Annotated in this window: 21 protein-coding genes and 7 tRNA genes; 19 read left to right on the plus strand and 9 right to left on the minus strand. The window is 51.2% G+C overall.

Annotated elements, in window-relative coordinates:
* The 18 genes from cydX to pnuC all read left to right on the plus strand — a co-directional run bounded on the left by cydX (window position 1) and on the right by pnuC (window position 9,238).
* Complete coding sequence (gene cydX / locus HUZ68_RS07065; RefSeq protein ID WP_000270282.1) at window positions 1–114, plus strand: cytochrome bd-I oxidase subunit CydX; 114 nt, start codon at window positions 1–3, stop codon at window positions 112–114.
* Window positions 114–407, plus strand: a complete 294-nt coding sequence (gene ybgE / locus HUZ68_RS07070) for a cyd operon protein YbgE (RefSeq protein ID WP_000034602.1) — start codon at window positions 114–116, stop codon at window positions 405–407. The genes cydX and ybgE overlap by 1 nt, the downstream gene beginning before the upstream one ends.
* Before the next feature lie 149 nt (window positions 408–556).
* A complete protein-coding gene (gene ybgC, locus HUZ68_RS07075) occupies window positions 557–961 on the plus strand; it encodes a tol-pal system-associated acyl-CoA thioesterase (RefSeq protein ID WP_001098384.1) in 405 nt (134 codons plus the stop codon).
* A complete protein-coding gene (gene tolQ / locus HUZ68_RS07080) occupies window positions 958–1,650 on the plus strand; it encodes a Tol-Pal system protein TolQ (RefSeq protein ID WP_000131314.1) in 693 nt (230 codons plus the stop codon). The genes ybgC and tolQ overlap by 4 nt, the downstream gene beginning before the upstream one ends.
* 3 nt (window positions 1,651–1,653) lie before the next feature.
* A complete protein-coding gene (tolR, locus tag HUZ68_RS07085; RefSeq protein WP_000090097.1) occupies window positions 1,654–2,082 on the plus strand; it encodes a colicin uptake protein TolR in 429 nt (142 codons plus the stop codon).
* Window positions 2,083–2,146: 64 nt separating this feature from the next.
* A complete protein-coding gene (gene tolA, locus HUZ68_RS07090) occupies window positions 2,147–3,412 on the plus strand; it encodes a cell envelope integrity protein TolA (RefSeq protein WP_239594086.1) in 1,266 nt (421 codons plus the stop codon).
* Between the two features lie 132 nt (window positions 3,413–3,544).
* Window positions 3,545–4,837 carry a Tol-Pal system beta propeller repeat protein TolB gene (tolB, locus tag HUZ68_RS07095; RefSeq protein WP_001295307.1) on the plus strand — a complete coding sequence of 431 codons (1,293 nt, stop codon included), beginning with the start codon at window positions 3,545–3,547 and terminating at the stop codon, window positions 4,835–4,837.
* A gap of 34 nt (window positions 4,838–4,871) precedes the next feature.
* On the plus strand, window positions 4,872–5,393 hold the full coding sequence (gene pal / locus HUZ68_RS07100; RefSeq protein WP_001295306.1) for a peptidoglycan-associated lipoprotein Pal: 522 nt from the start codon (window positions 4,872–4,874) through the stop codon (window positions 5,391–5,393).
* 9 nt (window positions 5,394–5,402) lie between these two features.
* Window positions 5,403–6,194: a cell division protein CpoB gene (gene cpoB, locus HUZ68_RS07105; protein WP_000097569.1), complete on the plus strand. Its 792-nt coding sequence runs from the start codon at window positions 5,403–5,405 to the stop codon at window positions 6,192–6,194.
* 164 nt (window positions 6,195–6,358) lie between these two features.
* Window positions 6,359–6,434 (plus strand) — tRNA-Lys (locus HUZ68_RS07110).
* Window positions 6,435–6,469: 35 nt separating this feature from the next.
* A tRNA-Val gene (locus HUZ68_RS07115) sits at window positions 6,470–6,545 on the plus strand.
* 2 nt (window positions 6,546–6,547) lie between these two features.
* Window positions 6,548–6,623, plus strand: a tRNA-Lys gene (locus HUZ68_RS07120).
* Window positions 6,624–6,674: 51 nt separating this feature from the next.
* Window positions 6,675–6,750: transfer RNA gene (locus HUZ68_RS07125), tRNA-Val, on the plus strand.
* A 3-nt stretch (window positions 6,751–6,753) separates the two neighbouring features.
* A tRNA-Lys gene (locus tag HUZ68_RS07130) sits at window positions 6,754–6,829 on the plus strand.
* A 146-nt stretch (window positions 6,830–6,975) separates the two neighbouring features.
* Window positions 6,976–7,051, plus strand: a tRNA-Lys gene (locus tag HUZ68_RS07135).
* A 33-nt stretch (window positions 7,052–7,084) separates the two neighbouring features.
* Window positions 7,085–7,160 (plus strand) — tRNA-Lys (locus HUZ68_RS07140).
* Window positions 7,161–7,437: 277 nt separating this feature from the next.
* Window positions 7,438–8,481: a quinolinate synthase NadA gene (nadA, locus tag HUZ68_RS07145; RefSeq protein WP_112925304.1), complete on the plus strand. Its 1,044-nt coding sequence runs from the start codon at window positions 7,438–7,440 to the stop codon at window positions 8,479–8,481.
* Window positions 8,482–8,518: 37 nt separating this feature from the next.
* Window positions 8,519–9,238, plus strand: a complete 720-nt coding sequence (gene pnuC / locus HUZ68_RS07150) for a nicotinamide riboside transporter PnuC (RefSeq protein ID WP_000345417.1) — start codon at window positions 8,519–8,521, stop codon at window positions 9,236–9,238.
* On the opposite strand, the gene zitB is transcribed toward pnuC, so the two are convergent.
* Entirely contained in the window at window positions 9,235–10,176 is a 942-nt protein-coding gene (gene zitB / locus HUZ68_RS07155) for a CDF family zinc transporter ZitB (protein WP_000951276.1), read from the minus strand. The genes pnuC and zitB overlap by 4 nt on opposite strands.
* Window positions 10,177–10,289: 113 nt before the next feature.
* Window positions 10,290–10,670 (minus strand): YbgS-like family protein, encoded by a 381-nt coding sequence (locus tag HUZ68_RS07160; protein WP_000784348.1) that lies wholly within the window; start codon window positions 10,668–10,670, stop codon window positions 10,290–10,292.
* Between the two features lie 315 nt (window positions 10,671–10,985).
* Between HUZ68_RS07160 and aroG the strand changes: the two genes are divergently transcribed.
* The gene (aroG, locus tag HUZ68_RS07165; protein WP_001109196.1) at window positions 10,986–12,038 is read left to right on the plus strand and encodes a 3-deoxy-7-phosphoheptulonate synthase AroG; all 1,053 of its coding nucleotides are present in this window, start codon (window positions 10,986–10,988) and stop codon (window positions 12,036–12,038) included.
* A gap of 165 nt (window positions 12,039–12,203) precedes the next feature.
* Here the strand turns inward: aroG and gpmA are convergent, their stop codons facing one another.
* The 7 genes from gpmA to modE form a co-directional block, all read right to left on the minus strand.
* Window positions 12,204–12,956 (minus strand): 2,3-diphosphoglycerate-dependent phosphoglycerate mutase, encoded by a 753-nt coding sequence (gene gpmA / locus HUZ68_RS07170; protein WP_001295305.1) that lies wholly within the window; start codon window positions 12,954–12,956, stop codon window positions 12,204–12,206.
* 202 nt (window positions 12,957–13,158) lie between these two features.
* The gene (gene galM, locus HUZ68_RS07175; RefSeq protein ID WP_000931405.1) at window positions 13,159–14,199 is read right to left on the minus strand and encodes a galactose-1-epimerase; all 1,041 of its coding nucleotides are present in this window, start codon (window positions 14,197–14,199) and stop codon (window positions 13,159–13,161) included.
* Window positions 14,193–15,341, minus strand: a complete 1,149-nt coding sequence (galK, locus tag HUZ68_RS07180; protein ID WP_000053415.1) for a galactokinase — start codon at window positions 15,339–15,341, stop codon at window positions 14,193–14,195. Before galK ends, galM begins: the two co-directional genes overlap by 7 nt.
* 3 nt (window positions 15,342–15,344) lie before the next feature.
* Window positions 15,345–16,391 carry a galactose-1-phosphate uridylyltransferase gene (gene galT / locus HUZ68_RS07185; RefSeq protein ID WP_033815345.1) on the minus strand — a complete coding sequence of 349 codons (1,047 nt, stop codon included), beginning with the start codon at window positions 16,389–16,391 and terminating at the stop codon, window positions 15,345–15,347.
* A 9-nt stretch (window positions 16,392–16,400) separates the two neighbouring features.
* Entirely contained in the window at window positions 16,401–17,417 is a 1,017-nt protein-coding gene (gene galE, locus HUZ68_RS07190) for a UDP-glucose 4-epimerase GalE (protein WP_001265443.1), read from the minus strand.
* Window positions 17,418–17,678: 261 nt separating this feature from the next.
* Complete coding sequence (gene modF / locus HUZ68_RS07195; RefSeq protein WP_033815346.1) at window positions 17,679–19,151, minus strand: molybdate ABC transporter ATP-binding protein ModF; 1,473 nt, start codon at window positions 19,149–19,151, stop codon at window positions 17,679–17,681.
* A gap of 67 nt (window positions 19,152–19,218) precedes the next feature.
* Window positions 19,219–20,007, minus strand: a complete 789-nt coding sequence (gene modE / locus HUZ68_RS07200; protein WP_001147439.1) for a molybdenum-dependent transcriptional regulator — start codon at window positions 20,005–20,007, stop codon at window positions 19,219–19,221.
* Window positions 20,008–20,102: the final 95 nt, after the last annotated feature.

Raw genomic sequence — 20,102 nt, forward strand, 5'->3', positions numbered from 1 at the left:
ATGTGGTATTTCGCATGGATTCTGGGAACGCTTCTTGCCTGTTCGTTTGGGGTAATCACCGCGCTGGCGCTTGAGCACGTCGAATCAGGCAAAGCCGGTCAAGAAGACATCTGATGAGTAAGATTATCGCAACCTTGTATGCGGTAATGGACAAGCGCCCCCTGCGGGCGCTTTCCTTCGTGATGGCGCTTCTGTTAGCAGGATGTATGTTTTGGGACCCATCTCGTTTCGCCGCGAAGACCAGTGAACTGGAAATCTGGCATGGTTTATTGCTGATGTGGGCCGTCTGTGCTGGTGTGATTCACGGCGTGGGCTTTCGTCCGCAGAAGGTTCTTTGGCAAGGGATTTTTTGCCCATTGCTTGCCGATATTGTTCTCATTGTCGGGCTGATTTTCTTCTTCTTTTAAATCAGAATTCTCTTTAAAAAATTATGGGCCGCTCCAGGCCCATAAATTTTTACGCTCCCTTAACTTGCCCTCATTCCCAAACCTCAATCGCGCGCGTATAGTAGCAGCGTTTAAAAGCTCTAACTTTTGTTGCATTACCGGGATGTAAAGTGAATACAACGCTGTTTCGATGGCCGGTTCGCGTCTACTATGAAGATACCGATGCCGGTGGTGTGGTGTACCACGCCAGTTACGTCGCTTTTTATGAAAGAGCACGCACAGAGATGCTGCGTCATCATCACTTCAGTCAGCAGGCGCTGATGGCTGAACGCGTTGCCTTTGTGGTACGTAAAATGACGGTGGAATATTACGCACCTGCGCGGCTCGACGATATGCTCGAAATACAGACTGAAATAACATCAATGCGTGGCACCTCTTTGGTTTTCACGCAACGTATTGTCAACGCCGAGAATACTTTGCTGAATGAAGCAGAGGTTCTGGTTGTTTGCGTTGACCCACTCAAAATGAAGCCTCGTGCGCTTCCCAAGTCTATTGTCGCGGAGTTTAAGCAGTGACTGACATGAATATCCTTGATTTGTTCCTGAAGGCTAGCCTTCTGGTTAAACTTATCATGTTGATTTTGATTGGTTTTTCAATCGCATCCTGGGCCATTATTATCCAGCGGACCCGTATTCTTAACGCAGCGGCGCGCGAAGCCGAAGCGTTTGAGGATAAATTCTGGTCTGGAATCGAACTCTCTCGCCTCTATCAAGAGAGCCAGGGGAAACGGGATAATCTGACCGGTTCGGAACAAATCTTTTACAGCGGGTTCAAAGAATTTGTGCGCCTGCATCGTGCCAATAGCCATGCGCCGGAAGCCGTAGTAGAAGGGGCGTCGCGTGCGATGCGTATTTCCATGAACCGTGAACTTGAAAATCTGGAAACGCACATTCCGTTCCTCGGTACGGTTGGCTCCATCAGCCCGTATATTGGTCTGTTTGGTACGGTCTGGGGGATCATGCACGCCTTTATCGCCCTCGGGGCGGTAAAACAAGCAACGCTGCAAATGGTTGCGCCAGGCATCGCAGAAGCGTTGATTGCTACAGCAATCGGTCTGTTCGCCGCTATTCCGGCGGTAATGGCTTATAACCGTCTCAACCAACGCGTAAACAAACTGGAACTGAATTACGACAACTTTATGGAAGAGTTTACCGCGATTCTGCACCGCCAGGCGTTTACCGTTAGCGAGAGCAACAAGGGGTAAGCCATGGCCAGAGCGCGTGGACGAGGTCGTCGCGATCTCAAGTCCGAAATCAACATTGTACCGTTGCTGGACGTACTGCTGGTGCTGTTGCTGATCTTTATGGCGACAGCGCCCATCATCACCCAGAGCGTGGAGGTCGATCTGCCAGACGCTACTGAATCACAGGCGGTGAGCAGTAACGATAATCCGCCAGTGATTGTTGAAGTGTCTGGTATTGGTCAGTACACCGTGGTGGTTGAGAAAGATCGCCTGGAGCGTTTACCACCAGAGCAGGTGGTGGCGGAAGTGTCCAGCCGTTTCAAGGCCAACCCGAAAACGGTCTTTCTGATCGGTGGCGCAAAAGATGTGCCTTACGATGAAATAATTAAAGCACTGAACTTGTTACATAGTGCGGGTGTGAAATCGGTTGGTTTAATGACGCAGCCTATCTAAACATCTGCGTTTCCCTTGCTTGAAAGAGAGCGGGTAACAGGCGAACAGTTTTTGGAAACCGAGAGTGTCAAAGGCAACCGAACAAAACGACAAGCTCAAGCGGGCGATAATTATTTCAGCAGTGCTGCATGTCATCTTATTTGCGGCGCTGATCTGGAGTTCGTTCGATGAGAATATAGAAGCTTCAGCTGGAGGCGGCGGTGGTTCGTCCATCGACGCTGTCATGGTTGATTCAGGTGCGGTAGTTGAGCAGTACAAACGCATGCAAAGCCAGGAATCAAGCGCGAAGCGTTCTGATGAGCAGCGCAAGATGAAGGAACAGCAGGCTGCTGAAGAACTGCGTGAGAAACAAGCGGCTGAACAGGAACGCCTGAAGCAACTTGAGAAAGAGCGGTTAGCTGCTCAGGAACAGAAAAAGCAGGCTGAAGAAGCCGCAAAACAGGCCGAGTTAAAGCAGAAGCAAGCGGAAGAGGCGGCAGCGAAAGCGGCGGCAGATGCTAAAGCGAAGGCCGAAGCGGATGCTAAAGCTGCGGAAGATGCAGCGAAGAAAGCGGCTGCAGATGCGAAGAAAAAAGCAGAAGCAGAAGCCGCCAAAGCCGCAGCCGAAGCGCAGAAAAAAGCCGAGGCAGCCGCTGCGGCGCTGAAGAAGAAAGCGGAAGCGGCAGAAGCAGCTGCAGCTGAAGCAAGAAAGAAAGCGGCAACTGAAGCTGCTGAAAAAGCCAAGGCAGAAGCTGAGAAGAAAGCGGCTGCTGAAAAGGCTGCAGCTGATAAGAAAGCGGCAGCAGAGAAAGCTGCAGCCGACAAAAAAGCAGCAGAAAAAGCGGCTGCAGAAAAGGCAGCAGCTGATAAGAAAGCAGCGGCAGAAAAAGCCGCCGCAGACAAAAAAGCGGCAGCTGCAAAAGCAGCAGCTGAAAAAGCCGCTGCAGCAAAAGCTGCCGCAGAGGCAGATGATATTTTCGGTGAGCTAAGCTCTGGTAAGAATGCACCGAAAACGGGGGGAGGGGCGAAAGGGAACAATGCTTCGCCTGCCGGGAGTGGTAATACTAAAAACAATGGCGCATCAGGGGCCGATATCAATAACTATGCCGGGCAGATTAAATCTGCTATCGAAAGTAAGTTCTATGACGCATCGTCCTATTCAGGCAAAACCTGTACGCTGCGCATAAAACTGGCACCCGATGGTATGTTACTGGATATCAAACCTGAAGGTGGCGATCCCGCACTTTGTCAGGCTGCGTTGGCAGCAGCTAAACTTGCGAAGATCCCGAAACCACCAAGCCAGGCAGTATATGAAGTGTTCAAAAACGCGCCATTGGACTTCAAACCGTAATCGCGATGTTGACTGTTCCGACGGTCAACATCAGGCACCGGTTGCCACGGGGTTCTGGTAGTTTTGTGTATTTTAGTTTGTTAACATTCTGCTAAATTATCGTGGGCCATCGGTCCAGATAAGGGAGATATGATGAAGCAGGCATTACGAGTAGCATTTGGTTTTCTCATACTGTGGGCATCAGTTCTGCATGCTGAAGTCCGCATTGTGATCGACAGCGGTGTAGATTCCGGTCGTCCTATTGGAGTTGTTCCTTTCCAGTGGGCGGGCCCTGGTGCGGCACCTGAAGATATTGGCGGCATCGTTGCTGCTGACTTGCGTAACAGCGGTAAATTTAATCCGTTAGATCGCGCTCGTCTGCCACAGCAGCCGGGTAGTGCGCAGGAAGTACAACCAGCTGCATGGTCCGCGCTGGGTATTGACGCTGTAGTTGTCGGTCAGGTCACTCCGAATCCGGATGGTTCTTACAATGTTGCTTATCAACTTGTTGACACTGGCGGCGCACCGGGTACTGTACTTGCTCAGAACTCGTACAAAGTGAACAAGCAGTGGCTGCGTTATGCTGGTCATACCGCCAGTGATGAAGTGTTTGAAAAACTGACCGGTATTAAAGGTGCGTTCCGTACCCGTATTGCCTACGTTGTTCAGACCAACGGCGGTCAGTTCCCGTATGAACTGCGCGTATCTGACTATGACGGTTACAACCAGTTTGTCGTTCACCGTTCACCACAGCCGCTGATGTCCCCGGCGTGGTCACCAGACGGTTCTAAACTGGCTTATGTGACCTTCGAAAGCGGTCGTTCCGCGCTGGTTATCCAAACGCTGGCAAACGGCGCTGTACGCCAGGTGGCTTCATTCCCGCGTCACAACGGTGCGCCTGCATTCTCGCCAGACGGCAGCAAACTGGCATTCGCCTTGTCGAAAACCGGTAGCCTGAACCTGTACGTAATGGATTTGGCTTCTGGCCAGATCCGCCAGGTGACTGATGGTCGCAGTAACAATACCGAACCGACCTGGTTCCCGGACAGCCAGAACCTGGCATTTACTTCTGACCAGGCCGGTCGTCCACAGGTTTATAAAGTGAATATCAACGGCGGTGCGCCACAACGTATTACCTGGGAAGGTTCGCAGAACCAGGATGCGGATGTCAGCAGCGACGGTAAATTTATGGTAATGGTCAGCTCCAACGGTGGGCAGCAGCACATTGCCAAACAAGATCTGGCAACGGGAGGCGTACAAGTTCTGTCGTCCACGTTCCTGGATGAAACGCCAAGTCTGGCACCTAACGGCACTATGGTAATCTACAGCTCTTCTCAGGGGATGGGATCCGTGCTGAATTTGGTTTCTACAGATGGGCGTTTCAAAGCGCGTCTTCCGGCAACTGATGGACAGGTCAAATTCCCTGCCTGGTCGCCGTATCTGTGATAATAATTAATTGAATAGTAAAGGAATCATTGAAATGCAACTGAACAAAGTGCTGAAAGGGCTGATGATTGCTCTGCCTGTTATGGCAATTGCGGCATGTTCTTCCAACAAGAACGCCAGCAATGACGGCAGCGAAGGCATGCTGGGTGCCGGCACTGGTATGGATGCGAACGGCGGCAACGGCAACATGTCTTCCGAAGAGCAGGCTCGTCTGCAAATGCAACAGCTGCAGCAGAACAACATCGTTTACTTCGATCTGGACAAGTACGATATCCGTTCTGACTTCGCTCAAATGCTGGATGCACATGCAAACTTCCTGCGTAGCAACCCGTCTTACAAAGTCACCGTAGAAGGTCACGCGGACGAACGTGGTACTCCGGAATACAACATCTCCCTGGGTGAACGTCGTGCGAACGCCGTTAAGATGTACCTGCAGGGTAAAGGCGTTTCTGCAGACCAGATCTCCATCGTTTCTTACGGTAAAGAAAAACCTGCAGTACTGGGTCATGACGAAGCGGCATACTCCAAAAACCGTCGTGCGGTACTGGTTTACTAAGAGAATTGCATGAGCAGTAACTTCAGACATCAACTATTGAGTCTGTCGTTACTGGTTGGTATAGCGGCCCCCTGGGCCGCTTTTGCTCAGGCACCAATCAGTAGTGTCGGCTCAGGCTCGGTCGAAGACCGCGTCACTCAACTTGAGCGTATTTCTAATGCTCACAGCCAGCTTTTAACCCAACTCCAGCAACAACTCTCTGATAATCAATCCGATATTGATTCCCTGCGTGGTCAGATTCAGGAAAATCAGTATCAACTGAATCAGGTCGTGGAGCGGCAAAAGCAGATCCTGTTGCAGATCGACAGCCTCAGCAGCGGTGGTGCAGCGGCGCAATCAACCAGCGGTGATCAAAGCGGTGCGGCGGCATCAACGACGCCGACAGCTGATGCTGGTACTGCGAATGCTGGCGCGCCGGTGAAAAGCGGTGATGCAAACACGGATTACAATGCAGCTATTGCGCTGGTGCAGGATAAATCCCGCCAGGATGACGCAATGGTGGCATTTCAGAATTTCATCAAAAATTACCCTGATTCAACTTACCTGCCAAACGCCAATTATTGGCTGGGTCAGTTAAACTACAACAAGGGTAAAAAAGATGATGCGGCGTACTATTTTGCTTCGGTAGTGAAAAACTATCCGAAGTCACCAAAGGCTGCAGATGCGATGTTTAAAGTCGGCGTCATCATGCAGGACAAAGGTGACACCGCAAAAGCGAAAGCCGTATACCAGCAGGTTATCAGTAAATACCCTGGTACTGATGGCGCTAAACAGGCGCAAAAACGTCTGAACGCGATGTAATGCATAACACACGACCAGAAGTCGCATTATTTCTGGTCGTGTCGTGCGAATCATAAGCAGTTGAGTGATCTACATCGAAATTTTTGTTGCGCTCAAGTCTGAAATCAGTAATATATGCCGCCGTTGCCACGGGATATCAAACAAACCGAAAGCAACGAAAAAGTGGGTCGTTAGCTCAGTTGGTAGAGCAGTTGACTTTTAATCAATTGGTCGCAGGTTCGAATCCTGCACGACCCACCACTAACCTAGTTAGTTGTAGTATCCAGCGTAGTATCGGGTGATTAGCTCAGCTGGGAGAGCACCTCCCTTACAAGGAGGGGGTCGGCGGTTCGATCCCGTCATCACCCACCACCGGGTCGTTAGCTCAGTTGGTAGAGCAGTTGACTTTTAATCAATTGGTCGCAGGTTCGAATCCTGCACGACCCACCACTAATTACGGTGGGTTCGGTGGAAGTAGTTTGTAGTATCCAGCGCAGTATCGGGTGATTAGCTCAGCTGGGAGAGCACCTCCCTTACAAGGAGGGGGTCGGCGGTTCGAACCCGTCATCACCCACCACTCGGGTCGTTAGCTCAGTTGGTAGAGCAGTTGACTTTTAATCAATTGGTCGCAGGTTCGAATCCTGCACGACCCACCAGTTTTAACATCAAACTCAGATGTTAAGCGTGAAGGATAACGTTGCGCCAGCAACGGCCCGTAGGGCGAGCGAAGCGAGTCATCCTGCACGACCCACCAATTTTAAAGATTGGTTCCGAGTAGAAATCTTTCAGGTAACACCCGTATGGGTCGTTAGCTCAGTTGGTAGAGCAGTTGACTTTTAATCAATTGGTCGCAGGTTCGAATCCTGCACGACCCACCATCCTGAATGATTAAAGCAGCATAATCCCGCAAGGGGTCGTTAGCTCAGTTGGTAGAGCAGTTGACTTTTAATCAATTGGTCGCAGGTTCGAATCCTGCACGACCCACCAATGTAAAAAAGCGCCCTAAAGGCGCTTTTTTGCTATTCAGGCATCTCTCAATTTCAATTCTTGACCCTGATGACATACTCCGCGCTTGCTGCGTAAACAACTTTACGTCGGAGGAATAAGACGCAAAGTGTGGCATTCGGCATCTCATACGTAATTCGAGTGACTTTTCCCCACCATTCGACTATCTTGTTTAGCATATAAAACAAATCACACCGATAACAGCGAATATCACGCTAATGTCGGTTTTAACGTTAAGCCTGTAAAACGAGATGGTAAGATGAGCGTGATGTTTGATCCAGACACGGCGATTTATCCTTTCCCCCCGAAGCCGACGCCGTTAAGCATTGATGAAAAAGCGTATTACCGCGAGAAGATAAAACGTCTGCTAAAAGAACGTAATGCGGTGATGGTTGCCCACTACTATACCGATCCCGAAATTCAACAACTGGCAGAAGAAACCGGTGGCTGTATTTCTGATTCTTTGGAAATGGCGCGCTTCGGTGCAAAGTATCCCGCTTCTACGTTGTTAGTCGCTGGGGTGAGATTTATGGGAGAAACCGCCAAAATTCTCAGTCCGGAAAAAACAATTCTGATGCCGACACTTCAGGCTGAGTGTTCACTGGATCTCGGCTGCCCTGTTGAAGAATTTAACGCATTTTGCGATGCCCATCCCGATCGTACTATCGTCGTCTACGCCAACACTTCTGCTGCGGTAAAAGCGCGCGCAGATTGGGTGGTAACTTCAAGCATTGCCGTCGAACTTATTGATCATCTGGATAGTTTGGGTGAAAAAATCATCTGGGCACCCGACAAACATCTGGGTCGTTACGTGCAAAAACAGACAGGCGCAGACATTTTATGCTGGCAGGGTGCCTGCATTGTGCATGATGAGTTTAAGACTCAGGCGTTAACCCGCTTGCAAAAACAATACCCGGATGCTGCCATACTGGTGCATCCAGAATCACCGCAAGCTATTGTTGATATGGCGGATGCGGTCGGTTCCACCAGTCAACTGATCGCTGCTGCAAAAACATTGCCACATCAGCGGCTTATCGTGGCAACCGATCGGGGCATTTTCTACAAAATGCAGCAGGCGGTGCCAGATAAAGAGTTACTGGAAGCACCAACCGCGGGTGAGGGCGCAACCTGCCGCAGCTGCGCGCATTGTCCGTGGATGGCCATGAATGGCCTTCAGGCTATCGCTGAGGCATTAGAACAGGAAGGAAGCAATCACGAGGTTCATGTTGATGAAAGGCTGCGAGAGAGGGCGCTGGTGCCGCTCAATCGTATGCTGGATTTTGCGGCTACACTACGTGGATAACGAATAATAAGGCGTAACGTTACGCTTTGGGGGAAAGATGGATTTTTTTAGTGTGCAGAATATCCTGGTACATATACCAATAGGGGCAGGCGGTTATGATCTCTCATGGATCGAAGCGGTAGGCACGATCGCCGGGTTGCTGTGTATTGGCCTTGCCAGTCTGGAGAAGATCAGCAACTACTTCTTTGGCCTGATCAACGTCACCTTGTTTGGCATTATTTTCTTTCAGATTCAGCTGTATGCCAGCCTGCTATTACAGGTGTTTTTCTTTGCCGCGAATATTTACGGTTGGTATGCGTGGTCGCGACAAACCAGTCAGAACGAGGCGGAGTTGAAAATTCGCTGGTTACCATTGCCGAAGGCATTAACCTGGCTGGCGGTTTGTGTCATTGCTATTGGTCTGATGACGGTATTTATCAATCCGGTGTTTGCATTTTTGACCCGCGTGGCAGTCATCATCATGCAAGCATTAGGATTACAGGTTGCGATGCCTGAACTGCAACCGGACGCTTTCCCGTTCTGGGATTCCTGCATGATGGTGTTATCTATCGTGGCAATGATTCTGATGACGCGTAAGTATGTGGAAAACTGGCTGTTGTGGGTGATTATTAACGTGATTAGCGTCGTTATTTTTGCACTTCAGGGCGTTTACGCCATGTCTCTGGAGTACATCATCCTGACCTTTATTGCGCTCAACGGCAGCCGGATGTGGATCAATAGCGCACGCGAAAGAGGCTCACGCGCGCTGTCCCATTAATGGTGATGATGTGAATGGCCAGACACCCCTTCATTCAGGTGGCAGTCTGGCCCATGACAAGGTTGATATTCCATCTGAATGGTGGCGTGCTCAATCTGATAGTGATCCATCAGGTAGTGTTGGATCTGATCCAACAAGGCATCGTGATCGTGTGGCGGGATCACCTGCACATGCAACGTCATCACCGGCTTCTCGCCTACCATCCATACATGCACATGGTGCACATTGCGGACTTCCGGGATTTCCCGGCACATACGACGCTTCAGTTCAGCGATATCCAGCGATACCGGTGCACCTTCAAGTAATTCATTCACGCTATCTTTCAACAGTCGCCACGCGCTACGCAGAACCAGAAGCGACACCAGTATCGAGAGAATGGGGTCAGCAGGTGTCCAGCCGGTCCAGATAATAATCAACGCGGCAATAATAGCCCCAACCGAACCCAGCAGGTCCCCGAGCACATGCAGTGCCGCTGCTCGTACGTTGAGGTTTTTCTCTTCGCTGCCGTGATGAAGTAACCAGAAAGAAAGTATATTTGCCAGCAACCCAGCCACGGCAATTGCCATCATCATGCCGCCCTCGACCGGACGCGGCGTGCGGAAGCGTTCTATCGCCTCCCAGACAATCAAAATGGTAATTACCACGAGGGCGATGGCATTCACAAACGCCGCGAGCGTGGTCAGTCTTAGCCAACCGAAAGTGTGGCGAATGGTGGGAGGACGACGTGAAAATTGCACGGCGAGTAGGGCGAAAAGCAGGGCGGCAGTATCGGTCAACATATGACCCGCATCGGCCAGCAAAGCCAGAGAACCAGAAAGAAAACCACCAATGACTTCTACCAGCATAAACCCGGCAGTCACGCCGAAAGCATACAACAAGCGACGAGCATTATTATCTTCTGGCAGGTGTGAGGACGTGTGTGAGTGTGAGTGCGCCATGACGAGTCATCCCTTAATTATTCTCACTTAACTTTATGACATCATACTGCTTTTAGAAGGGAAAAATTAAAAGGGAGAGACTCCGCTCTCCCATTATTGGCTATTTTGCAGGGTTACTGCGTAGTACCGTCGGTTTTGGTATCGACATCATTATTGATGCCATCACCGGTTTGTACCTTTTTATTGATATCCGGGCAGCGACCATCTTTGCACATGGTGTTCTTGTGCTCTTCATCTTTGGTCATGCCGTCATTGTTCATTGAAGAACCATCCGGATGCAGCATAGTGCCGCCAGAACCGGTATTTACCCCGTTATTGTCGACGTTATTTGGCGCGACATTTTCACGGGCGTCAGGGGCTACCTGGCCCGCATCAGCTGCGGCGTTTGCCTGGCCGTTATTGGTTTGCGCTCCGCTATCGGCAGCCAGTGCGGCACCGCTGGCAAGGCTTAGAGTGGCAGTCAGAAATAGTGTGGCCAGTTTTGTCATTTTCATAGGATGCTCCTGTTATGGTCGTTATGTCGGATAACCTCTTCCAACAGTGCATTTGCAGGTGAATATAAGGCATTGGTTTAAGATTTCAGCCAGGTTATGAAACGCAGCAGAGAATCTTGAAATAATTAACAAACAAAGGAGTTACAGTTAGAAATTGTAGGAGAGATCTCGTTTTTCGCGACAATCTGGCGTTTTTCTTGCTAATTCCAGGATTAATCCGTTCATAGTGTAAAACCCCGTTTACACATTCTGACGGAAGATATAGATTGGAAGTATTGCATTCACTAAGATAAGTATGGCAACACTGGAACAGACATGAATTATCAGAACGACGATTTACGCATCAAAGAAATCAAAGAGTTACTTCCTCCTGTCGCATTGCTGGAAAAATTCCCCGCTACTGAAAATGCCGCGAATACGGTTGCCCATGCCCGAAAAGCGATCCATAAGATCCTGAAAGGTAATGATGATCGCCTGTTGGTGGTGATTGGCCCGTGCTCAATTCATGATCCTGTCGCGGCTAAAGAGTATGCCACTCGCTTGCTGGCGCTGCGTGAAGAGCTGAAAGATGAGCTGGAAATCGTAATGCGCGTCTATTTTGAAAAGCCGCGTACCACGGTGGGCTGGAAAGGGCTGATTAACGATCCGCATATGGATAACAGCTTCCAGATCAACGACGGTTTGCGTATTGCCCGTAAATTGCTGCTCGATATTAACGACAGCGGTCTGCCAGCTGCGGGTGAATTCCTCGATATGATCACTCCTCAGTATCTCGCTGACCTGATGAGCTGGGGCGCAATTGGTGCACGTACCACGGAATCGCAGGTGCACCGCGAACTGGCGTCTGGTCTTTCTTGTCCGGTAGGTTTTAAAAATGGCACAGACGGTACGATTAAAGTGGCTATCGATGCCATTAATGCCGCCGGTGCGCCGCACTGCTTCCTGTCCGTAACTAAATGGGGGCATTCGGCGATTGTGAATACCAGCGGTAACGGCGATTGCCATATCATTCTGCGCGGCGGTAAAGAGCCTAACTACAGCGCGAAGCACGTTGCTGAAGTGAAAGAAGGGCTGAACAAAGCAGGTCTGCCAGCTCAGGTGATGATCGATTTCAGCCATGCTAATTCGTCCAAACAATTCAAAAAGCAGATGGATGTTTGTGCTGACGTTTGCCAGCAGATTGCCGGTGGCGAAAAGGCCATTATCGGTGTGATGGTGGAAAGTCATCTGGTTGAAGGCAATCAGAGCCTGGAGAGCGGGGAGCCGCTGGCCTACGGTAAGAGCATCACCGATGCCTGCATCGGCTGGGAAGATACCGATGCTCTGTTACGTCAACTGGCGAATGCAGTAAAAGCGCGTCGCGGGTAAAGTTTAATTGTCGGATGCGCCGTCAGAGTGGCGTATCCGATGAATCACCGTAGCCCTGACAAGACGCGCAGCGTCGCATCAGGCAATGTGCTCCATTGTTAGCAACGACAAACAAAAAAGCCGACTCACTTGCAGTCGGCTTTCTCATTTTTAAACGAATGACGTTTACTTCGCTTTACCCTGGTTCGCAACGGCTGCTGCTTTCGCCGCGATCTCGTCAGCATTACCCAGATAATAGCGTTTCAGCGGTTTGAAGTTCTCGTCAAACTCATAAACCAGCGGCACGCCGGTCGGGATATTCAGCTCAAGAATCTCTTCTTCGCTCATGTTATCGAGATATTTCACCAGCGCACGTAACGAGTTACCGTGTGCAGCGATGATTACGCGCTCACCGCTCTTCATACGCGGCAGAATGGTTTCATTCCAGTAAGGGATCACGCGGTCAATGGTCAGCGCCAGGCTTTCCGTCAGCGGCAGTTCTTTCTCGCTCAGTTTCGCGTAACGGGGATCGTGACCCGGATACCGCTCATCATCTTTAGTCAGTTCCGGCGGAGTCACGGCAAAACCACGACGCCATTGTTTCACCTGTTCGTCGCCATACTTTTCGGCGGTTTCCGCTTTGTTCAGACCCTGCAACGCACCGTAGTGACGTTCGTTCAGTTTCCAGGATTTCTCAACGGGCAGCCATGCCTGATCCAGTTCGTCCAGCACATTCCACAGGGTATGGATAGCGCGTTTCAGCACAGAAGTGTAAGCAAAGTCAAAGCTGTAACCTTCCTCTTTCAGCAGCTTACCTGCTGCTTTTGCTTCGCTTACGCCTTTCTCAGACAGATCCACGTCGTACCAACCGGTGAAACGGTTTTCTTTGTTCCACTGACTTTCGCCATGACGAACCAGAACCAGCTTAGTTACAGCCATATACTTACTCCTCAAATCATCTTTTAATGATAATAATTCTCATTATATTGCCGTGACGAAGCAACAGCAATGCTTACGCATAACCATAGCGAAAATAGTGTCGCAGTGTAAGGTTGTTGTGAATATTGAGTTGCAAATATGTCGGTGTTTGCTGGTGATTTGAACAATACAAGGGGAAAGCCCTCATCGCGAGGGCTTAAACTTACTCAGCAATAAACTGATATTCCGTCAGGCTGGAATACTCTTCACCAGGATGCAGGAAGCAGTCCGGTTGCGGCCATTCAGGGTGGTTCGGGCTGTCCGGCAGAAACTCGCTTTCCAACGCCAGCCCTTGCCAGTCGGCGTAAGGTTCGGTTCCCCGCGACGGTGTGCCGCCGAGGAAGTTGCCGGAGTAGAATTGCAGAGCCGGAGCGGTGGTGTAGACCTTCAGCTGCAATTTTTCATCTGCTGACCAGACATGCGCCGCCACTTTCTTGCCATCGCCTTTGGCCTGTAACAAGAACGCGTGATCGTAACCTTTCACTTTGCGCTGATCGTCGTCGGCAAGAAACTCACTGGCGATGATTTTGGCGCTGCGGAAATCAAAAGACGTTCCGGCGACAGATTTCAGGCCGTCGTGCGGAATGCCGCCTTCATCAACCGGCAGATATTCGTCCGCCAGAATCTGCAACTTGTGATTGCGCACGTCAGACTGCTCGCCGTCAAGATTGAAATAGACGTGATTAGTCATATTCACCGGGCAAGGTTTATCAACTGTGGCGCGATAAGTAATGGAGATACGGTTATCGTCGGTCAGACGATATTGCACCGTCGCGCCGAGATTACCCGGGAAGCCCTGATCGCCATCATCTGAAGTCAGGGCAAACAGCACCTGACGATCGTTCTGGTTCACAATCTGCCAGCGACGTTTGTCGAACCCTTCCGGGCCGCCGTGCAGCTGGTTAACGCCCTGACTTGGCGAAAGCGTCACGGTTTCACCGTCAAAGGTATAACGGCTATTGGCGATGCGGTTGGCATAACGACCAATAGAGGCCCCCAGAAACGCGGCCTGATCCTGATAGCATTCCGGGCTGGCACAGCCGAGCAGCGCCTCGCGGACGCTGCCATCGGAAAGCGGAATACGGGCTGAAAGTAAAGTCGCACCCCAGTCCATCAGCGTGACTACCATCCCTGCGTTGTTACGCAAAGTTAACAGTCGGTACGGCTGACCATCGGGTGCCAGTGCGGGAGTTTCGTTCAGCACTGTCCTGCTCCTTGTGATGGTTTACAAACGTAAAAAGTCTCTTTAATACCTGTTTTTGCTTCATATTGTTCAGCGACAGCTTGCTGTACGGCAGGCACCAGCTCTTCCGGGATCAGCGCGACGATACAGCCGCCAAATCCGCCGCCGGTCATGCGTACGCCACCTTTGTCGCCAATCACAGCTTTGACGATTTCTACCAGAGTGTCAATTTGCGGCACGGTGATTTCGAAATCATCGCGCATAGAGGCATGAGACTCCGCCATCAACTCGCCCATACGTTTCAGGTCGCCTTGCTCCAGCGCGCTGGCAGCTTCAACGGTGCGGGCGTTTTCAGTCAGGATATGACGCACGCGTTTCGCCACGATTGGGTCCAGCTCATGTGCAACAGCGTTGAACTCTTCAATGGTGACATCGCGCAGAGCTGGCTGCTGGAAGAAACGCGCACCGGTTTCGCACTGTTCACGACGGGTGTTGTATTCGCTGCCAACCAGGGTACGTTTGAAGTTACTGTTGATGATGACGACAGCCACACCTTTCGGCATGGAAACTGCTTTGGTCCCCAGTGAGCGACAGTCAATCAGCAAGGCATGATCTTTCTTGCCGAGTGCGGAAATTAGCTGATCCATGATCCCGCAGTTACAGCCAACAAACTGGTTTTCTGCTTCCTGACCGTTAAGCGCGATTTGTGCGCCGTCCAGCGGCAGATGATAAAGCTGCTGCAATACGGTTCCGACCGCGACTTCCAGTGAAGCGGAAGAACTTAACCCGGCACCCTGCGGCACATTGCCGCTGATCACCATGTCCACACCGCCGAAGCTGTTGTTACGCAGTTGCAGATGTTTCACCACGCCACGAACGTAGTTCGCCCATTGATAGTTTTCATGCGCGACAATGGGCGCATCGAGGGAAAACTCGTCGAGCTGATTTTCATAATCGGCTGCCATTACGCGAACTTTACGGTCATCGCGTGGCGCACAACTGATCACGGTTTGATAATCAATCGCGCAGGGCAGAACGAAACCGTCATTATAGTCGGTGTGTTCACCAATCAAATTCACGCGGCCAGGCGCCTGAATGGTGTGAGTGGCGGGGTAGCCAAATGCGTTGGCAAACAGAGATTGTGTTTTTTCTTTCAGACTCATTTCTTACACTCCGGATTCGCGAAAATGGATATCGCTGACTGCGCGCAAACGCTCTGCTGCCTGTTCTGCGGTCAGGTCTCGCTGGGTCTCTGCCAGCATTTCATAACCAACCATAAATTTACGTACGGTGGCGGAGCGCAACAGAGGCGGATAAAAGTGCGCGTGCAGCTGCCAGTGTTGATTCTCTTCGCCATTAAATGGCGCGCTGTGCCAGCCCATAGAGTAGGGGAAGGAGCACTGGAAGAGGTTGTCATAACGACTGGTCAGCTTTTTCAACGCCAGCGCCAGATCGCTGCGCTGGGCGTCGGTCAAATCGGTGATCCGTAAAACGTGGGCTTTGGGCAGCAGTAGCGTTTCGAACGGCCAGGCAGCCCAGTAAGGCACAACTGCTAACCAGTGTTCGGTTTCGACAACGGTACGGCTACCGTCTGCCAGCTCGCGCTGAACATAATCCACCAGCATTGGTGATTTCTGCTCGGCAAAATATTCTTTTTGCAGGCGGTCTTCGCGCTCAGCTTCGTTAGGCAGGAAGCTATTTGCCCAAACCTGTCCGTGCGGATGCGGGTTAGAGCAGCCCATCGCCGCGCCTTTGTTTTCAAAGACCTGCACCCATGGGTACGTTTTCCCCAGTTCTACGGTTTGCTCCTGCCAGGTTTTGACGATTTCCGTCAATGCCGCAACACTGAGCTCTGGCAGCGTTTTACTGTGATCCGGTGAAAAGCAGATCACCCGGCTGGTACCGCGCGCGCTCTGGCAACGCATCAAAGGATCGTTGCTTTCTGGCGCATCTGGCGTGTCAGACATCAAGGCCGCAAAGTCATTAGTGAAAACGTAAGTCCCGGTGTAATCGGGGTTTTTATCGCCTGTCACCCGCACATTACCTGCGCAGAGGAAGCAATCTGGATCGTGCGCAGGTAACACCTGTTTGGCTGGCGTTTCCTGCGCCCCCTGCCAGGGGCGCTTAGCGCGGTGCGGTGAAACCAGAATCCATTGCCCGGTGAGCGGGTTGTAGCGGCGATGTGGATGATCAACGGGATTAAATTGCGTCATGGTCGTTCCTTAATCGGGATATCCCTGTGGATGGCGTGACTGCCAGTGCCAGGTGTCCTGCGCCATTTCATCGAGTGTGCGCGTTACGCGCCAGTTCAGTTCACGGTCGGCTTTGCTGGCGTCCGCCCAGTAGGCCGGAAGGTCGCCCTCGCGACGCGGTGCAAAATGATAGTTAACCGGTTTGCCGCAGGCTTTGCTGAAGGCATTAACCACGTCCAGCACGCTGCTGCCTACGCCAGCACCGAGGTTGTAGATGTGTACGCCTGGCTTGTTCGCCAGTTTTTCCATCGCCACGACGTGACCGTCCGCCAGATCCATTACGTGGATGTAATCGCGTACGCCAGTACCGTCTTCGGTCGGATAATCGTTACCAAAAATCGCCAGCGAGTCGCGACGGCCTACAGCAACCTGGGCGATGTATGGCATCAGGTTATTCGGAATGCCTTGCGGATCTTCGCCCATATCGCCCGACGGATGCGCGCCAACCGGGTTGAAGTAGCGCAGCAGGGCAATGCTCCAGTCCGGCTGGGCTTTTTGCAGATCGGTGAGGATCTGTTCCACCATCAGCTTGCTTTTGCCGTAAGGGCTTTGCGGTGTGCCGGTCGGGAAGCTTTCAACGTATGGAATTTTGGGCTGATCGCCATAAACGGTGGCGGAGGAGCTAAAAATAAAGTTTTTGACGTTAGCGGCGCGCATGGCGCTAATCAAGCGCAGAGTACCGTTGACATTGTTGTCGTAATATTCCAGCGGTTTTTGTACCGATTCGCCAACGGCTTTCAGCCCGGCGAAGTGGATCACGGTGTCGATAGCGTGATCGTGCAGGATCTCGGTCATCAACGCTTCGTTACGGATATCGCCTTCAACAAACGTTGGATGTTTGCCGCCTAAACGCTCTATAACAGGCAGTACGCTGCGCTTACTGTTACAGAGGTTATCAAGAATGATGACATCATGACCGTTTTGCAGTAATTGCACACAGGTATGACTTCCAATGTAACCGCTACCACCGGTGACCAGAACTCTCATAATTCGCTCCATTAGGCTTATGGTATGAAATAACCATAGCATAACAAAGATGCGAAAAGTGTGACATGGAATAAATTAGTGGAATCGTTTACACAAGAGTTTAGCCATTTTTTATGTGCGATTAAGTGATTATAAAACAGAGGGTTTATGAATGATTGCGCTTTTTATCTGAAAAAAAGACGCGGTTTCATGCCTGCATGCGTCGAACCGTTGGCCGGAGAGGGCGCTTAGGCCGCCTCCGGCAAGGTCAGCACTACCGACTCAATATATTTTTGTCAGCACATAGCGATAGAGTCCACCGTCCGGCACGAACTCAAGACGATGGGTAATACAGGCAGGCGCATCTTCAGCGTGGTGCGAAACAAACAACAATTGCGTTTCACCTTCGCTTATCAGCACATCAACAAAACGGCGGATAAGCTGGCGATTCAGCGGATCAAGCCCCTGTAGTGGTTCATCGAGAATAAGCAACGTCGGATGTTTCACCAGTGCGCGGACGATCAGCGCCAGACGCTGCTGTCCCCAGGAAAGACTATGGAACGGAGCGTCAGCCGTGCGTTTATCAATGCCGAGAATATCCAGCCACTGCTGCACCAGTTTTTGCTGGCGATCCGAAACGGCCTGATAAATGCCAATCGAATCAAAATAGCCAGAAAGAATCACATTACGCACAGTAGTACTGACCCGGTAATCCAGATGCAAACTACTGCTGACGTAACCGATATGCTTTTTGATATCCCAGATGGTTTCGCCGCTGCCACGACGTCGTCCGAAAAGCGTCAAATCGTTGCTGTAACCTTGCGGATGATCGCCAGTAATCAGGCTTAATAACGTCGATTTTCCCGCACCATTTGGCCCGACAATTTGCCAGTGCTCGCCAGGATTCACCTGCCAGCTAAGGTTATTAAGAATGGGGCGATCATTATAAGAAACCACGCCATTATTCAGCACAATGCGCGGTTCGTTGGTGGGTAAGGCGTGACGTGCTGAAGGTTCATCCGGCTCCGGCAGTTGCACACCTTCAAGCTGTTCGCTATGCGCCAGTTGCGCGACGAGTGCTTGCTGGAGCAGTTCCTCTTTAGCGCCCGTTTCCGCTAACGTACAATCCGCCAGCACGCCAGCAAACTGGACAAATTCCGGGATCTCATCGAAGCGATTGAGCACCAGTACCAGAGTAATACCGGACTGATGTAACGAGGCGAGTCGCTCAGCCAGCTGCTGACGTGAGGCAACATCCAGGCCATCGAACGGCTCATCAAGAATCAACAAGTCAGGCTCCGACATCAGCGCTTGACACAGCAGGGTTTTTCGCGTCTCGCCAGTGGAAAGGTATTTAAAGCGTCGGTCGAGGAGGGCGGTAATACCGAACTGCTGTGCCAGTTGCATGCAGCGCGGTGCATCCTTTACTTCATCCTGAATAATCTCAGCCGTAGTGCGTCCGGTGTCATCTTCGCCAGGGCCGAGCATATCGGTGTTATTCCGCTGCCATTCGTCGCTGACGAGCTTTTGCAATTGCTCGAAGGAGAGACGAGTGATGTGGGAAAACTGGCTTTGCCGTTCACCTTTCAAACGCGGAAGTTCCCCCGCCAGCGCGCGGGCCAGGGCCGATTTCCCGCTTCCATTCGAACCGACAAACGCCCAACTATCACCCGCGTTTAACGTTAGCTGAGGCAATTGCAGCGTTTTTGTGTCGCTAAGACGAAACGTGCCTTGCAAAATTTGCAACGATGACATTTTATATCCCATTTTGTGCAGCGATTACTGACAGGGATACGTGTTTCATAACAAATTGTCAACACGCTTAGCACAGCGTGGCGATAATCACGCTGTCGGCATTAAAGTAGGCCGTGACATTCTGTCCTTGCTGAAGAGAAGTCGCTTCATTTACCGGCACTGTGGCGCACAGTGTTTGCCCGTCCGGTAGCGCCATTAATACTTCGCACTGCTCTGCGCCGCGTTCAATATGACTAATAATACCCGGTAATTGGTTGTCAGCGTTTTGCGCGACCGCTTCGTCCTGAGTAATGCCTACCCACGGCGCTTTTAGCAATATCAACACTTCTTTGCCTTCATCCAGCCCCAGACGCGCGCCGCTTTGTGCGGTAATTGCGACTTTCAGGCGTGTTTTTCCATCAGCCAGTAAGACATCAACATGCTGTTGAACGTCATCATGATCGCGGGCGGTGATGGTACCGAACCACTGGTTACGGGCGCTGGTTTGCAGTGAAAAACGTGAGATCGCGGCCAGCAGGCTGTTCAGCGGAAGGGCGTCATCGTCACTTAACACATCAAAGGCTTTTTGCTGGATTTGCGCCAGTAAGTCATAGAGCTGAATCAGTCGCTGACCATAGCGGGTCAGTACTGCGCCGCCGCCACCTTTACCGCCTGTTGCGCGCTCGACCAGAATATGCTCACTTAACTGATTCATCTCGTTAATGGCATCCCAGGCGCTTTTATAGCTGATACCGGCATCTTTCGCTCCCTGGCTAATGGAACCGGAAAGCGCAATGTGTTTTAGTAGCGAAATGCGGCGCGGGTCGGCGAATAATTTTTGTTGGAGCTTAAGGGTGAGAAGGATTTCGGCCTGCATAACAATGTCCTAGCAAAAGTCTTATTGTGACGGAAAACGAACGCCACGCAAAGCTGACCGCACAAAAGGGGAGTGCTTTTCTGAGCTTAGCGGTT

It is taken from the genome of Shigella dysenteriae, from assembly GCF_022354085.1.
GTDB classification, from domain to species: domain Bacteria; phylum Pseudomonadota; class Gammaproteobacteria; order Enterobacterales; family Enterobacteriaceae; genus Escherichia; species Escherichia coli.